Here is a 15,461-nt window from a genome sequence, read left to right as displayed (position 1 = left end):
CCGAGCAGCTGAGCACAAACGAATACCGCAGAATGACCTGAAACAGGAGGCGGCAATCGCAAGACCACTGCATCAAAGACAGCATAGAGTATCCATTCGACCAGCCTCTTGCATCTCTTCAAATGAAGGCGGAAATGCTGTCGAAATGTAAATCTACCTACGCGCAATGACTTCCAACTCCCAGTCGAACGACTTTGGTAATGGACGAAGATCTCCGAGCATATAAACCCCAAGATGGATCCATCGATTCAATGACCATCGAAAACGGTTCAGCACACGGAACATCATGCCCAAAGGATGCCTAAATGACCAGAAAAGCTCCGGCGGATTAATTTGCACGGAAATCCGATCAGACAAGAAACCAGCACCTTCAAGAACCTGTAGCATTGATCGCTCGTTGAACGCCACAACATGGGTGAAATCACCGTAGCAGTGATAACCAGGGGCCAACGTGTTGGCATTGGGAGTACGGATAGCGAGAAAGCCACCTGACTTCAATCGCAGACGGAGGCCACGCAGCAAATCTAAAGCTTTCTCACGTGGCACGTGCTCAATTACATGATGAAGCAGGATGACATCATAACTGTCTTTTTCGTCAGCTAAAAATTGAGCCAGCGAATTATTTTCGATCTTAATATCGCCCCCCAAGCGGGAACGGGCAATTGAACACATTTCGGGAGATACATCGACTCCTGCGATGTCATGAAAACCCTCATTCTGAAGTATCGACAACATGTACCCGTCTGCGCAACCAGCATCCAAGATGCTGATCTCGCGGGACATCTTTCGCATCCACGCAGGCAGGCGACTTTTATGACGTGCTTTCGCAAGAGCGGGATCAATGAAGTAAGACTCAGAACCTGCCCGATAGTGGCGTGCGTAGCTGTTGAAGAGATCCTCGGGATTTTTCATTTCCAATTCATCCTGTAAGCAACACTACTGTACTGCCATGGCCAGTGCCGATATGCAAATCGCCAAACGTTCCAAACTGGCACGCGATGGAATCGGCGACAGTAATGGCAAGCGAGAGACATTTTATTTGACCAATGCCATGGCCATATCTGGATCCCCCTCACTTACGAGGTTTGACATTACCTGCTCTACAAATGCTAGCCGCTGCTTCGGTGGCGTTAACGCGATAGCCTTCCGGTACTCCTGCGTAGCGAGTTCCCGGTCTTTAAGTCGAGCACGGGCAAAATCAGCGTAATACAGGTGCAGCTCCTTGAGATCGGGACGCTGGCGAACAACCAGCTCGCTCAATTCCTGCAAGCGAATATCAGATAAGGGAAGACCAGCAATTCGCTCAGATATCAGCGTACCGTATGCGCTCTGCTCTTGAGCTCCCATACTGCGTTCTGCGAATTTTTTCATTAGCGCCTGCCACCACTCATCCGGCACAGGTTGCCCCGTCTTGGCATGCACAATGATCATTGCCTGCATTGGTAGCGGCGAAGCAAATCTCATTTCAGATGCTCGCATGAGGTGCATCATGCCCAAGCCATAGGCGATGGAGCCCGCGTCTCCGCCCGAGTTCCGAATCATTAGTACACCGAGCGTGTAAGCGGCACGCGGCGATTCTGGTGCGTCTTTGGCCAAGCTGTTCGCGAGAACGATCGGATTTGACCAAGTTAGAGCGCGTATCGTCGTCGCAGTTCCCAGCAAAATCAGAACTGCCGTAACGAGCGCCGTCAATACAGAGGCAGATATCTTCGCCAAGACCAGGCGCACAATATCGCAAACAGCAATCACGACTCCCAGTAGCGCAATGTAATTCCTATGCTCAAAAGCCAAGTCCAAAGCGATGAAACCACTTGTCAGGGAATGAGCAGCAAGAAAAAAGAAAACCCCAAACGCATACAATGGCCGAATTCGACGTAGCATTGCCGCAGAAACTGTCAAAGCAAGCAAAAACAGTCCACCAAGCCATGTAGTAGACGGTGTCAACAGTGACGACGAGGGCTCGATCCAGTCATAGTAAAAAACCAACGAAGAGGACGATGGCCAGAATATCTGACCCAAGTACATTGGCAGTATGCGTAACTGAGTAAGTACCTTTTCCAGCATGCTGAAATTGCGACTGACATATGCTGCTTCAGCGTCTGGAATGGCCCAAAGCATAAGCAGCAATGCCACAACGCCGGCAAGGCTGTAAAAAACAAGAAGCAGCCGCCTATCGCGAGGCTGATCTGCACGGAATCGCAAGATACATAGCTCTAGCCCGAGCGTGTATAGCGGCGCTAAAACTGCGCTCTCTTTGCACAACAGGCCAGCACCTGTAGCCAGTGAAGACAACACAAGTAAAAACCAGCCACGCTCGCCCCGCAACATCCTTGCGCGACCTTGCAAATATAAGATCAAGGCTATCAGGACGAATGCAGCAGCCATTATTTCCATGCGCTGCACAACGTAAAGTACAGAAGAAACTTGGATCGGATGTATTGCCCATGTCAGGGCGGAAATCGCTGCAGCCGTTTTACTGCGGCGACGCGTCGCACCAACCCATACACACTCGAATAGCAACTGCAGAAAAAATAAAACCAGGATGGCATTGATGGAATGTAGCAGTAGATTAACCACCTTAAAACCGAAAGGATCCAGGCCGCCAAACCAATAGTTCAAGGCAAAACTGAATGTCACCAGCGGGCGCGAGATGGGACCACCGTATGCTAGCAAAGCCATCTTGAGAGAAGGCATGTCCCACTGCTGCAAATGTACTTTTTGATTGAATACTATGTTTCCATAGTCATCAAAAATGAAACCACCATGCACACCAGCCCACATCAGCAATACAGGCAGCGAAGCTATAACAAATGCAACACTCAGGTTATGCCAACCAGCCTTATTGACACCACGCATCTAGCCGCCTCTTTGGTACGTCGAGTCCGCCCATCCATTCAAATACTTCGTCGCACACTTACCCTGAAACACATCCAGCAGGCAGGTAATTTGAAGCCATGTTGCCTTTGCATTGCCACGCGCCATTCCCATCACGATCCAACCGAATAGTTCGGCCCTGCACGCCGCTGCCTCCGTTCAGCACGCATGCAATTGCCTGCGTATTTCCACTTGCTGAAGGCGCAGCCACTACAACGCTGGAGCAGCGGACAGTGACATCCCTGATGCCTATACCATCCGGAGAATAGTCCGAGCTTGGACGCTCCCCTGCCATAAGGCTCTCATAGCCAGCCTTTCCAATACTGATGTCGGCCAGACCGGACACCACTTGGCTTCGGCCAATATAAGCGGTATATATCGGCATTGCGATGGCTGCAAGTATGGCGATGATAGCGACAACTATCATCAACTCGATCAGAGTGAATCCTGTGTCTCGCGCCATGAAGCCTCCTCCACGGATATCAAAGCACTCATCCATCAAAAAACTACCCCGCGTAAGCGGGGTAGTTATGTCAGACACACCAATATTAAATCAATAGCCAGCGATTAGGAACAACCGGCGGGCTTATACTTATCTTCCAACCCTGCGCCAGTCACACATGTCCAAGTACCAGCTGTTGCATCACGGTTAAGGCGAATAGTCTTGTTATTGATCTTGGACGCGTTGCCTTTGAGAAGACACTGGATGCCGGTGCTGCTGACAGTTACAGTACAGCGCGCAGTGGGAGTCGTTAAACCAATCTGCGTAGCGCTGGTAGGGATCGTGCCTTCGTTAACTAATACTTCGTACTGCGTTTTACCAGGATTAATTTCTGCCAGACCGGCAGTCGCCTGCGACTTGGCAACATAGTCCTGATACATCGGCAGCGCGATGGCGGCCAGGATGGCGATGATCGCGACTACGATCATCAGTTCGATCAGCGTAAAGCCTTGCTGCTTCTTCATAGGTATCCCCTAGAGTTTGGTGAAAGTTGTCCGCCCGCGGGCCACTCCCTTTGGGCGCCGCGCAGCTGATGCCACGTGCAGGAGATATCAAGCAAAATGCGTGCCAACGTTATGGCTCCACTGCCAGTCAACTCCTGAGCCCGGATAATGCCCTACTCCTTGCTGCATAGGCGTACATCTTTCTCAGATTTGCGACAGAGTTGCACCAGGGCCTGTCCGGGTCAATAAGTGACGCGGCAGGTCAGCCAACTACCTCCTTGAAGAGCCAGGCGTCTCTGGAGATGCCATGAGGTAAAGAACCCGTTACCATCGCCTGGGTATTCGCCTGGGGATGGCGGATGGGGATCAAACATGTCGGCAGTCCGCAGCACCATCAAAAACAAACCGGCGAGCATCAGCGCCGAACAGCAGATGAGTCCGTTCGTCTGGGAGGGAACAGACAAGCGCGGCGTGAAGATGAAAGGCGAACAGGTCGCCCGCAACGCCAATATGTTGCGTGCGGAACTCCGCCGGCAGGGCATTACGCCCAGCGTTGTGAAGGCAAAGCCTAAGCCACTGTTCGGGGCGGCAGGCAAGAAGATCACGCCGAAGGAAATTGCGTTCTTCAGCCGTCAGATGGCCACCATGATGAAGTCGGGCGTGCCAATTGTCGGGTCGCTGGAGATCATCGGCAATGGTCACAAGAACCCGCGCATGAAGCAGATGGTCGGGCAGATCCGTACCGACATCGAAGGCGGATCTTCGCTGCACGAAGCGGTAAGCAAGCATCCGGTGCAGTTCGACGAGCTGTATCGCAACCTGATCAAGGCCGGCGAAGGCGCTGGTGTGCTGGAAACCGTCCTGGATACCATTGCCTCGTACAAGGAGAACCTGGAAGCCCTGAAGGGCAAGATCAAGAAGGCCTTGTTCTACCCCGCGATGGTCGTGGCAGTGGCTTTGTTGGTGAGCTCGATACTCTTGATCTGGGTCGTTCCGCAGTTCGAGGACGTGTTCAAGGGGTTTGGCGCGGAACTGCCGGCGTTTACCCAATTGATCGTCAATGCGTCCCGATTCATGGTCTCGTATTGGTGGCTGATGCTGCTTGTGATCGTCGGCTCGATCGTGGGCTTCATCTTTGCCTACAAGCGATCGCTTGCAATGCAGCATGGCATGGATCGGTTGGTGCTCAAGGTACCGATCATCGGCCAGATCATGCACAACAGCTCGATTGCGCGTTTTGCGCGCACTACTGCGGTGACCTTCAAGGCAGGCGTGCCGTTGGTCGAAGCACTGGGCATCGTCGCCGGCGCCACTGGTAACTCGGTGTACGAGAAAGCCGTGTTGCGCATGCGCGAGGATGTCTCGGTGGGCTATCCGGTCAACGTGTCGATGAAACAGGTCAACCTGTTTCCGCATATGGTGATCCAGATGACGGCGATCGGCGAGGAAGCGGGCGCATTGGACGCCATGCTGTTCAAGGTGGCCGAGTACTACGAGCAAGAAGTGAACAATGCGGTGGACGCATTGAGCAGCCTCATCGAACCCCTGATCATGGTGTTCATTGGTACAGTAGTCGGCGGCATGGTCATCGGCATGTACCTGCCCATCTTCAAGCTCGCTTCGGTGGTTGGATAAGACGTAATGGCATTTCTCGACCAGCATCCCGGTCTCGGCTTTCCCGCCGCGGCCGGACTGGGACTGCTGATCGGCAGCTTCCTGAACGTGGTGATCCTGCGCTTGCCCAAGCGCATGGAGTGGCAGTGGCGGCGCGATGCGCGCGAGATCCTGGAGCTGCCGGACATCTATGAGCCGCCGCCGCCGGGCATCGTAGTGGAGCCATCGCACGATCCGGTCACTGGCGACAAACTCAAGTGGTGGGAAAACATCCCTGTCCTGAGCTGGGTGATGCTGCGCGGCAAGTCGCGCTACAGCGGCAAGCCGATCTCGATCCAATATCCGCTGGTCGAGTTGCTGACCTCGATCCTGTGCGTAGCCAGCGTCTGGCGTTTTGGCTTTGGCTGGCAGGGCTTTGGCGCGATCGTGCTGAGCTGCTTCCTGGTGGCGATGTCGGGTATCGACCTGCGCCACAAGCTGCTGCCGGATCAGCTTACCTTGCCGCTGATGTGGCTAGGCTTGGTCGGTTCGATGGACAACCTCTACATGCCAGCCAAGCCCGCCCTGCTGGGCGCGGCGGTCGGCTATGTCTCGCTCTGGACGGTGTGGTGGCTGTTCAAGCAGCTCACCGGCAAGGAAGGCATGGGCCACGGCGACTTCAAGCTGCTGGCTGCGCTGGGGGCGTGGTGTGGGTTGAAGGGCATTCTGCCGATCATCCTGATCTCCTCGCTGGTCGGCGCCGTGCTCGGTTCGATCTGGCTGTTCGCCAAGGGGCGCGACCGCGCCACGCCGATTCCGTTCGGGCCTTATCTGGCCATCGCCGGCTGGGTGGTGTTCTTCTGGGGTAACGACCTGGTAGATGGCTACCTGCGCTTCGCGGGCCTGCGCTGAGCAAGCCACGACGATGAGCAACTTCATCGTCGGCCTCACCGGCGGCATCGCCTCCGGCAAGAGCGCGCTCGCCGCTGAGTTCGAGAAGCTGGGCGTGCCGGTGATCGATGCCGATGTCGTTGCGCGGCAAGTGGTGGCGCCTGGTCTCATACTTGATGCCATCACGAACCGCTTTGGCCAAGGCATCTTGTTGCCGGATGGCACGCTGGATCGACAGGCCTTACGCAAGATCGTCTTCGCGGATCCAACCGAGCGGAGAGCGCTCGAAGCGATCACCCATCCTGCCATTCGCACCGAATTGCAGCGCGCGGCGAAAGCGGCCAATCACCCCTACGCTATCGTGGCAATCCCATTACTCGCTGAAGCAGGGGCACGGGCGACCTATCCCTGGCTCGACCGCATCCTGGTCGTCGACGTACCGGTTGCGCTTCAACACGCCCGCCTGATGCAACGCGACGGCAGTACGTCGGCCCTTGCCGGTCAGATGATTGCCGCGCAGGCCTCTCGCGCACAGCGACTGGCCATCGCCGATGATGTTGTCAGTAATGAGGGCAATACGGACCAGTTGGCGCAACAGGCGCAACGGCTGGATGCGACTTACAGAGCGGCGCTTCAAACCCATCGAATCGAAAACTAACGTTTGATACTCCCGTATGCGATATGCGCCACGGCCGCACGGCCACCATCACATCGGTTAAAAATGATTTGGATGCAATGCACGGAATCCACTATTCCTGCACAGCAGGCCTGCCGGCACATGTGGCATGCGCCACTCACAGCGTGATGTACTCCAAGCCGGAATCAAGGAACTCACCTTTCGCCTGATGTACTTTCCTGCAATTGACATTGCAAGCAACCAGTAGCAACCTCTGCCTCAAGGAGCGTAGAAACTCCATGCATAGCGGTACCCACCTCCGTCAAACCGGTGGGTTTTTTGTGCCTGCCTGCAGGTGCAAGCCGACGCGATGCCTGCGTCGGGAGGGCGGCTAATACAACACTCCTTCGGGAGGAATACGCCCGCCGACTATGCACGGTTTCTAACCTCCCGACATCCCGTCGCCGGCCGGCGACGGTGCCTGTTTTTCGAAGGAGGCGTTGTCATGGCAAATGTATCGATAGTGCAGATGGGTGAGCGTTGTCGCTCCTTGGTACTGGCCGAGGTGAGGGGATGAGCCGGGGGCAGTCTCCAACCTCGAAGCGGTCCAAGCCGGATGCCAAACGCACCGCTACCGCCAAGCAGCCTAAGCGCGCGATCGATGCACAGCCCGTGCGGTTGGTGCCCTCGCCCACGTTCGACGTGGACAACCTCAACTTCGACCGTCGCCCCAGGCGCCGCGTGGACGATCTGCCGCCGCGCCCACCGCGCAAGGCGCGCACGCCCACGAGCTGCACGGTGGGTTATGCGTTCTACGAGGCGGAGCCTGGCCGGCCGCACAGCCAGCGGATTCCCAGCGTGCGCTTGCGCGGGCTGTGGCTGGAGCAGTTGGGGTTTGCGGTTGGTTGCAAGCTGCAGATCACTGCGCGCAAGGGCGAGTTGGTGGTGACGGTGGAGCGCGCGCCCTCGCAATGAACAGTGACACGCCTTCGTAATGACATCGACATTACGGAAGCGCCACACTGCGCCAACTAGCAGGAGCCAACGCCATGTCCACACCCAACACTACGCCTGGCAAGCGCGAAACCTTGAATCTCCGCATCAAGCCGGAGGAGCGCAGCCTGATCGACCGGGCCGCCAAGGCGCGCGGGAAGAACCGCACCGATTTCATGCTGGACGCAGCGCGCTCGGCGGCCGAGGAAGCCTTGCTGGACCAGACCCTCATCACGGCCAGCCCGGACGCCTACGCCGCCTTTTTGGCACGGCTGGACATGCCGCCGCAGCCGAACGCGCGCCTGCGCAAGACGATGCAGACGCCCGCTCCTTGGGAGAAGGCATGACGGTATCGGCGCCGGAACCGCTGACAGCGCATCACCGGGTCGAACCGTTAGCATCGGGCGTGGAGAGCCTGGATCACTGGCTCAAGCGCCGCGCCCTGAAAAATCAGGCAACCGGTGCGTCACGGACCTTCGTTGCCTGCGAGGATGACCGCGTGGTGGCCTATTACGCCCTGGCGTCGAGTGCGGTCGCCGTGGACGCGACGCCCGGCCGCTTCCGTCGCAACATGCCGGACCCGATCCCCGTGGTGGTGCTTGGGAGGCTTGCTGTTGACCAATCCCTGCATGGCAGAGGTTTTGGCCGCGCCCTGATGCAGGATGCTGGCAAGCGCATCCTGCATGCGGCCGACACCATCGGCATTCGCGGGCTGCTCGTGCATGCGCTCTCGGCGGACGCCAAGGCGTTTTACGAGCGCATCGGCTGCGAACCTTCCCCGCTGGATCCCATGGTGCTGGTCGTCACGCTGGAAGACCTGAAAGCCAGTCTGTGATCTGGTCGAGTGACGCGGTAGAAGGTGGGAGACAGTCGCGGAAGGTGGTGCGCTTCATGATTCCAGGACTGCCACCAATCGCCGGGTGAAGCATTGCCGGTAAGGCCCTCGCGCACGAGTGCGCTCCTACCACGCGGCTTGGTTAGCGATGTAACGCCAGTGTTGCGATGACGCCGCGCTCCTGGCCTGGACGCACGCTGACGCGCCAGCCGTATAGGTCGCACAACCGGCTGACGATCGACAGGCCGATGCCGCCGCCTTGCGAGTGGCCGGCGTGGGTGCCGCGATAGCCGCGCTGGAACAGCTTGGCGGCGTCTTCTTCGCTCAAGCCGGGGCCGGAGTCGATGACTTCTACCGCGTCTGCCAGCACGCGTACCCGTACCTGGCCATCCTGGGTGTATTTGACGGCGTTACCGATCAGGTTGCCGAGCGCGACCGAGAGCGCGGATTCGGGTGCGTCGATGACCAGGTCGCGCACGCCTTCCAGCAGCAGTTCCAGCGGTTTCCCGCCGAGCTGGGCGCGGTGTGAGTCGATCAGTTGCTCGGCCACCTTGGCCACGTTGCTGCTGCCCTGCCCGCGCTCGTTGCGCGACAGCAGCAGCAGCGAGCCGATCAGATCGCTGCATTGCTGTTCGGCACGCTGGATGCGTTGCAGCCGCTGCAGCACCTTTTCGTCCAGGTTGGGTTTGGTCAGCAGCAGCTCGGTGGCGCCACGGATCACCGCCAGCGGGGTACGCAGTTCGTGGCTGACGTCGGCATTGAATTCGCGGTCGCGCTGGACCACCTCGGTGAGGCGCGCGGAGTAGTCGTCCAGCGCTTCGGCGAGCTGGCCCACTTCATCGTCAGGGAAATGTGCGGCCAGCGGCTTCGGTTCGCTGGTGCCGCCGCGGTAGGCGCGCAGGCGCGCGGCCAGGTCAGACACCGGGCGCATGACCTTGGACGCGGACCACCAGCCGATCAGCAGCGACAGCCCGCTGAAAACCAGCACCGACAACGTCAAGGTGCGCTTGAGCTGGATCTCGCCCTTGAGCGTCTGGGTCATGTCGTACGCGAGGAAGAACCACTCGCTGGGCGTCTTGCGCACCGCAAGCTTGTACGAATATGCGTTGCCGCCTTCGTCCACGCCGGAGATGGTGTGAATGCCATCGCGTAGCTGGTACCACTCGGGCTGCTCGCGACGCAGCGCTTCGAACTTGTCGCTCTTCACCACGCGGCCGCGCATCTGCTGCACCGGCAGGTCGGGGTTACGCAACGGGTCGGAATAGAACCGCTGTGCGAACGCGTCGATATTGCGGTTCATCACGTCCTCCACCAGCTGGTTTTCCACGCGCGAGCGCGCCCAGGTGGTGGCGAAGGCGAACAGCGTCGTCAGGCAGAAGCCCAGCAACACGAACGAGAGAATGATGCGGCTGCGCAGGCGCCGCCGGTAGCGGCCACGCCTGCGGGCGGGCCGCGTTCCGCTGGAGCTCTCAGGCATCGGGCGAGGCGATGCGGTAGCCGATGCCGTGGCGGGTCTGGATCATCGGCACGTCGAACGGCTTGTCCACCACCGCACGCAGGCCATGAATATGCACGCGTAACGAATCCGAGTCGGGCAGTTCTTCGCCCCAGACGCGGGTTTCCAGTTCCTGGCGCGTGACCACGGCCGGTGACGCTTCCATCAACGCCTGCAGGATCTTCAGCGCGGTGGGGTTGAGTTGCAGCAGCTTGCCGCGGCGGCGCACTTCCAGCGTGTCCAGGTTGTATTCCAGGTCGCCGGTTTCCAGCACGCGGGTGTGCACGCCCTTGCCGCGACGCGACAACGCGTTGAGCCGCACTTCCACTTCCTGCAACGCGAACGGCTTGATCAGGTAGTCGTCGGCGCCGGAATCGAAACCGGCCAGCTTGTTGTCCAGCGAGTCGCGTGCGGTGAGCATCAGCACCGGCGTCTGCTTGCGCGCTTCGTTGCGCAGCTTGCGGCAGACCTCGATGCCGTCCATGCCCGGCAGGTTGAGGTCGAGCACGATGGCGTCGAACTCGTGCACCACCGCCAGATGCAGGCCGGTGACGCCGTCAGCGGCAAAGTCCACCGTGTGGCCACGGTCTTCCAGGTAGTCACCCAGATTGGCGGCGATGTCGCTGTTGTCTTCGATTACTAGAATTCGCACTGGAACCTCGATTGTTTTGAGTCACTGACGCGGCGGTTGGCGATCTGCCGTTGCCGCCGCGCCTTATCGTTTTCTGGTTGGCATTCTGCATCCGGCGCCATTCGGCCGCCGTCATTCGTCATGCGCCTGGGCCGGTAGCCTAACGCGTGCAGGTGGCCCACATGCATCCGGCCCGCTGCCCGGTCATACCGCATTGAACAGCCTGCATGTGCTGAAGCACGCACAGCGTCTGCTATGACAGGCAATAAGGCTGGAAAGTTGCAGCGCGGACGCCACTGCCAGACACCTACGCCAGCGGGATCAACGATGGCTGCGGGCAGGGCGCGCTGCAGATGCCCACGCTGGCCAAGCGCAACCTGGCCGGCAATGGTGATCGTGCCGCCGAGTGCGGACGCCTCTCTCCATGTTGGTCTCGCCCCCTGTTGCGTCATGCGTGTTGTCCGCTGATCCATTGCAGTTGTTGCTGAATGTAGACCTGAACCTGAGGGCCGGCAAGCCGTCACAAAAAGGCCCAGGTGCGGCTAGGCACCTGGGCCAAATGTTCATCCCGATCACCGTCACTGCCGAGAGCGGAGCTACGGTCGTCAGACGTTAGCGGGGCAAGGATTAGAGTTTCGTTAACTTTTCGCTAAAACAGCCGGCGTCCCGATCAACGGATGGCCTGCTCCAGATGCTGGATGATGGTGCCGGCCACATCCACGCCGCAGACGCCCTCCACGCCCTCCAGGCCCGGGGTGGAGTTGACCTCAAGCACCAAGGGCCCGCGCTGCGAGCGGATCAGGTCCACGCCGGCCACGGCCAGGCCCAGCGCGCGTGCCGAGCGCACCGCGACATCCTGCTCCTGCGGGGAAGCCTCGGCCATGGCGGCGGTGCCACCCAGGTGCAGATTGGAGCGGAAGTCGCCGTCGGCGGCCTGTCGCCGCATCGCCGCCACCACGCGGTCGCCCACCACGAAGCAGCGCAGGTCCGCGCCTTCGGCCTCGCCGATGAATTCCTGCACGATGAAATTGGCGTATAGCCCACGCAGCGCCTCGACCACGCCGCGCGACGCGCTGGCCTTCTCGGTCAGGATGACGCCGGCGCCCTGGGCGCCTTCGTTCAATTTCACCACATGCGGCGGGGGGCCGAGCATGGACAGCAGGTCCTGGGTGTCGTCGGGGTTGTCGCCGAAGACAGTCACCGGCATATCGATACCCTGCGACGCCAGCAGCTGGTGCGCGCGCAGTTTGTCGCGCGAACGCAGGATGGCGTCGGAGGGGTTGGGCGTATACGTGCCCATGAATTCGAGCTGCCGCAGCACCGCGGTACCGTACCGGGTGACCGATGCGCCAATGCGCGGAATCACCGCGTCGAACCCGGTGATCGGCTTGCCCTTGTAGTGCAGGCTGAAACCGTCCGCGGCAATGCGCATGTAGCAGCGCAGCGGGTCGAGGATGCGCACGGTGTGCCCGCGCGTGCGGCCGGCCTCGATCAGGCGGCGGGTCGAATACAGCTTGCTGTTGCGGGAGAGGATGGCGATTTTCATCGCGGCATTCGCGCGGCGCGGCCTGGTCATGGTCGGGATCTGATGGCGACGAAAGCCCCAAGCCCGTTCCGCTGCCAATGAGCCGATCGTTGCCAGGCTGCCATGCGCCTTGCACGCGTCGATCCGACTGGTATGCGACGGCCCCAAGGAATGGGAAGCGAAAGCGACTCAGCGAGGAAGTGGCAACGCGAACTGCGCGACCTCAGCCGGGATCGATGCTAGCAGGGCGCCAGCGCGCTGCTCAAGCAAAGGGTGATGGCAACGCCGCGTTTTGTGACACGGAGCGGACGCGACATGACGCGCGATATCGAGCCGAAGCACCAACGCATCACGATGCCGGTTGCTGACCGTGCATGGTTGATTGATCACCCAACGACGCATGCGCAGCGACCCTCACGCCGCCCCACTGCGGCCGTGACGTGTCTTGCACAGCCTCACCAGCAATGCTTGAGCCCCCTAATGCCGGCGTGCCGGTTCACGAGATCCTGCCCAATGCGACATCCCGCCAGCGCGGCTTACGCCACCCCCTCCCGCATCCGCCAAGGCCGCCCGTTCCCACGCGGCGCCATCTTCGATGGCAAGGGCACCAACTTTGCGCTGTTTTCCGCGCACGCCACGCGTGTGGAGCTGTGCCTGTTCGACGAACAGGGCAACGAGAGCCGTGTCGACCTGCCCGAGTACACCAACGAGATCTGGCATGGCTATCTGCCCGACGTAAAGCCCGGCCAGCGCTACGGCTACCGCGTGCACGGTCCCTATGCACCCACCGAGGGACACCGGTTCAACCACAACAAGCTGTTGCTGGATCCGTATGCGCGCGAACTCGATGGCGACCTGGTGTGGGCCGATGAATTGTATGGCTACACGGTCGGGCATCCTGATGGCGACCTGAGCTTCGACGAGCGCGACAGCGCGCCGTTCATGCCCAAGTGCGTGGTGGTTGAAGACACCTACGACTGGGAAGACGACGCGCGCCTGCTCAAGCCGTGGAACGAGACTGTGATCTACGAGACCCACGTACGTGGCTACACCATGCGCAACGCGCAGGTGCCGGAAGCCGTGCGCGGCACCTTCGCCGGCCTGGCGCAGCCATCGGTGCTGCAGTACATCAAGGACCTGGGCATTACGGCGGTGGAACTGCTGCCGGTGCATGCGTATCTGGATGATCAGCACCTGCTGGACAAGGGCCTGCGCAACTACTGGGGCTACAACACCATCAGCTTCTTCGCGCTGAAGTCGCGCTACCTTTCCAGCGGCCATCGCGACGAGTTCCGCGACATGGTCAAGGCGATGCACAAGCAAGGCCTGGAAGTGATCCTGGACGTGGTCTACAACCACACTGCCGAAGGCAGCGAACTGGGGCCGACGCTCTCGTTCAAGGGCATCGACAACGCCAGCTATTACCGTCTCGCCGAAGACAAGCGCTACTACATCAACGACACCGGCACCGGCAATACGCTCAACCTGAGCAACTCGCGGGTGATCCAGTTCGTCAACGATTCGCTGCGCTACTGGGCCGGCGAAATGCACGTGGACGGGTTCCGCTTCGACTTGGCCACGATCCTGGGCCGCGAGCCGAGCGGGTTCGATCAACGCGGTGGCTTCCTGGATGCCTGCAACCAGGATCCGCTGCTGTCGGAAGTCAAGCTCATTGCCGAACCATGGGATTGCGGCCCGGGCGGCTATCAGGTGGGGCATTTCCCGCCAGGTTGGTCGGAATGGAACGACAAATTCCGCGACAACGCGCGCGAGTTCTGGAAGGGCGAGGACGGCAAGCTGGCAGAGTTTGCTACTCGCTTCACCGGCTCTGCGGACCTGTTCGACCGCCGCGGTCGCCGCCCCTGGGCATCGGTGAACTTCATCACCGCGCACGACGGTTTTACGCTGCGCGATCTGGTGAGCTACAACGAGAAGCACAACATCGACAACGGCGAGGACAACCGCGACGGTTCCTCCAACGATGGCTCGTGCAACTACGGCGAAGAAGGCGAGACCGACAACGCCGACATCCTGCAACTTCGCGAGCGGCAGATGAAGAACCTGCTCGCCACGCTGCTGCTGTCGCAAGGCACGCCGATGATGCTGGCCGGCGACGAGCGGGCGCAGTCGCAGGGCGGCAACAACAATACCTATTGCCAGGACAATGAAATCACCTGGCTCGACTGGGAGAACGACCCCACCGACGGCCGCCTGACCGACTTCGTCAAATCACTGACCGCGCTACGTAAACGTTACCCGATCCTGTCGCGTGGCCGCTTCCTCAACGGGCAGTACAACGAAGAAGCTGGCCTGCGTGATCTGACCTGGCTCAATCCGGGCGGCACCGAGATGGACGACGCGCACTGGACCGATGCCGGCGCGCGCTCGGTGGGACTGCTGCTGGAAGGCAAGGCGCAGACCTCTGGCGTCAAGGAACGCGGCAACGACGCTACCTTGCTGATCGTGATCAATGCCTACCACGAGGGCGTGACCTTCACCCTGCCCTCCTCCGACGAACCGGTGCATTGGAAGCTTGCGCTCTCCACCGACGAAGCGCTGGAAGTGGACAGCATGCCGGCCGGCGCCAGCGAGTTCCTGGCACCGCCGCGCAGCATCACGGTGTTCGAGTGCAAGGTGGGCTGATTGCCTGAGCGTGCGTTAGCAAGCCCGCCTTTCATTGGATGGAAGGCGGGCTTTTTTGTGGCTACTTGTTTGTATGCGGATATCTGGCAGCCTGCAGCGCGGGCGCAGCCGACACAATGGCGGGCCTTTTCGATTTGGCTGCGTAGCCAAGCCGGCCCAGCGCCCATCACGGCCAGCTTGCGCCACATGCTGCGGCACGCGCGGCTGGTGTGGACAGGCGATGACTTATCAGCGATGCCATGCAGGGTGCAATGCCACCTGCAGCCTCGCGCTCGCTTAGGCCTATTGTTTACGCGCACGCGGCTGATGTTCGACCGTGATCGTGATGCGCTTGCAAACGGTTATCGCGCAGCGAGCGCCAGCATCACTTCCGACAAAGGGTCACGCCGGAGGCCGCCAGACTGTGTTGACCCCTCCCCC

General features: G+C 59.9%; 14 protein-coding genes. 7 read left to right on the top strand and 7 right to left on the bottom strand.

Translation table 11 applies throughout. From position 1 onward, the window contains the following. Positions 1-153 precede the first annotated feature (153 nt). The 4 genes from ACCQ09_RS05265 to ACCQ09_RS05250 all read right to left on the bottom strand — a co-directional run bounded on the left by ACCQ09_RS05265 (position 154) and on the right by ACCQ09_RS05250 (position 3,840). Positions 154-912 carry a class I SAM-dependent methyltransferase gene (locus tag ACCQ09_RS05265; RefSeq protein ID WP_080640038.1) on the bottom strand — a complete coding sequence of 253 codons (759 nt, stop codon included), beginning with the start codon at positions 910-912 and terminating at the stop codon, positions 154-156. A gap of 123 nt (positions 913-1,035) precedes the next feature. After that, positions 1,036-2,856: a hypothetical protein gene (locus ACCQ09_RS05260; protein WP_162866362.1), complete on the bottom strand. Its 1,821-nt coding sequence runs from the start codon at positions 2,854-2,856 to the stop codon at positions 1,036-1,038. A 58-nt stretch (positions 2,857-2,914) separates the two neighbouring features. After that, a complete protein-coding gene (locus ACCQ09_RS05255) occupies positions 2,915-3,337 on the bottom strand; it encodes a pilin (protein WP_040940800.1) in 423 nt (140 codons plus the stop codon). 104 nt (positions 3,338-3,441) lie between these two features. Further along, positions 3,442-3,840, bottom strand: a complete 399-nt coding sequence (locus tag ACCQ09_RS05250) for a pilin (protein ID WP_040940799.1) — start codon at positions 3,838-3,840, stop codon at positions 3,442-3,444. Positions 3,841-4,191: 351 nt separating this feature from the next. Here ACCQ09_RS05250 and ACCQ09_RS05245 point away from each other — a divergent pair, with 351 nt between their 5' ends. From ACCQ09_RS05245 to ACCQ09_RS05220, 6 genes are all read left to right on the top strand, one after another. Beyond that, positions 4,192-5,454, top strand: a complete 1,263-nt coding sequence (locus ACCQ09_RS05245) for a type II secretion system F family protein (RefSeq protein WP_040940798.1) — start codon at positions 4,192-4,194, stop codon at positions 5,452-5,454. A gap of 6 nt (positions 5,455-5,460) precedes the next feature. Beyond that, entirely contained in the window at positions 5,461-6,324 is an 864-nt protein-coding gene (locus ACCQ09_RS05240; RefSeq protein WP_040940797.1) for a prepilin peptidase, read from the top strand. Positions 6,325-6,337: 13 nt separating this feature from the next. Further along, the gene (gene coaE, locus ACCQ09_RS05235) at positions 6,338-6,961 is read left to right on the top strand and encodes a dephospho-CoA kinase (RefSeq protein WP_040940796.1); all 624 of its coding nucleotides are present in this window, start codon (positions 6,338-6,340) and stop codon (positions 6,959-6,961) included. A gap of 531 nt (positions 6,962-7,492) precedes the next feature. Next, positions 7,493-7,894 (top strand): SymE family type I addiction module toxin, encoded by a 402-nt coding sequence (locus ACCQ09_RS05230; RefSeq protein WP_040940795.1) that lies wholly within the window; start codon positions 7,493-7,495, stop codon positions 7,892-7,894. A gap of 74 nt (positions 7,895-7,968) precedes the next feature. Continuing rightward, a complete protein-coding gene (locus ACCQ09_RS05225) occupies positions 7,969-8,259 on the top strand; it encodes a type II toxin-antitoxin system TacA family antitoxin (RefSeq protein WP_011038219.1) in 291 nt (96 codons plus the stop codon). Further along, a complete protein-coding gene (locus tag ACCQ09_RS05220) occupies positions 8,256-8,747 on the top strand; it encodes a GNAT family N-acetyltransferase (protein ID WP_040940794.1) in 492 nt (163 codons plus the stop codon). The genes ACCQ09_RS05225 and ACCQ09_RS05220 overlap by 4 nt, the downstream gene beginning before the upstream one ends. A 142-nt stretch (positions 8,748-8,889) precedes the next feature. Here the strand turns inward: ACCQ09_RS05220 and ACCQ09_RS05215 are convergent, their stop codons facing one another. The 3 genes from ACCQ09_RS05215 to rimK all read right to left on the bottom strand — a co-directional run bounded on the left by ACCQ09_RS05215 (position 8,890) and on the right by rimK (position 12,419). Next, positions 8,890-10,224 carry a sensor histidine kinase gene (locus ACCQ09_RS05215; RefSeq protein WP_057671653.1) on the bottom strand — a complete coding sequence of 445 codons (1,335 nt, stop codon included), beginning with the start codon at positions 10,222-10,224 and terminating at the stop codon, positions 8,890-8,892. Then, entirely contained in the window at positions 10,217-10,894 is a 678-nt protein-coding gene (locus ACCQ09_RS05210; RefSeq protein WP_003490678.1) for a response regulator transcription factor, read from the bottom strand. Before ACCQ09_RS05210 ends, ACCQ09_RS05215 begins: the two co-directional genes overlap by 8 nt. 649 nt (positions 10,895-11,543) lie before the next feature. Then, on the bottom strand, positions 11,544-12,419 hold the full coding sequence (gene rimK / locus ACCQ09_RS05205) for a 30S ribosomal protein S6--L-glutamate ligase (RefSeq protein WP_011038222.1): 876 nt from the start codon (positions 12,417-12,419) through the stop codon (positions 11,544-11,546). Between the two features lie 492 nt (positions 12,420-12,911). Here rimK and glgX point away from each other — a divergent pair, with 492 nt between their 5' ends. Next, complete coding sequence (gene glgX / locus ACCQ09_RS05200; RefSeq protein ID WP_016945001.1) at positions 12,912-15,041, top strand: glycogen debranching protein GlgX; 2,130 nt, start codon at positions 12,912-12,914, stop codon at positions 15,039-15,041. Positions 15,042-15,461 lie beyond the last annotated feature (420 nt).

The organism is Xanthomonas sp. NCPPB 2586 (genome assembly GCF_041475775.2).
Classification (GTDB): domain Bacteria; phylum Pseudomonadota; class Gammaproteobacteria; order Xanthomonadales; family Xanthomonadaceae; genus Xanthomonas; species Xanthomonas campestris.
This window is presented reverse-complemented; position numbering and strand designations above follow the sequence as displayed.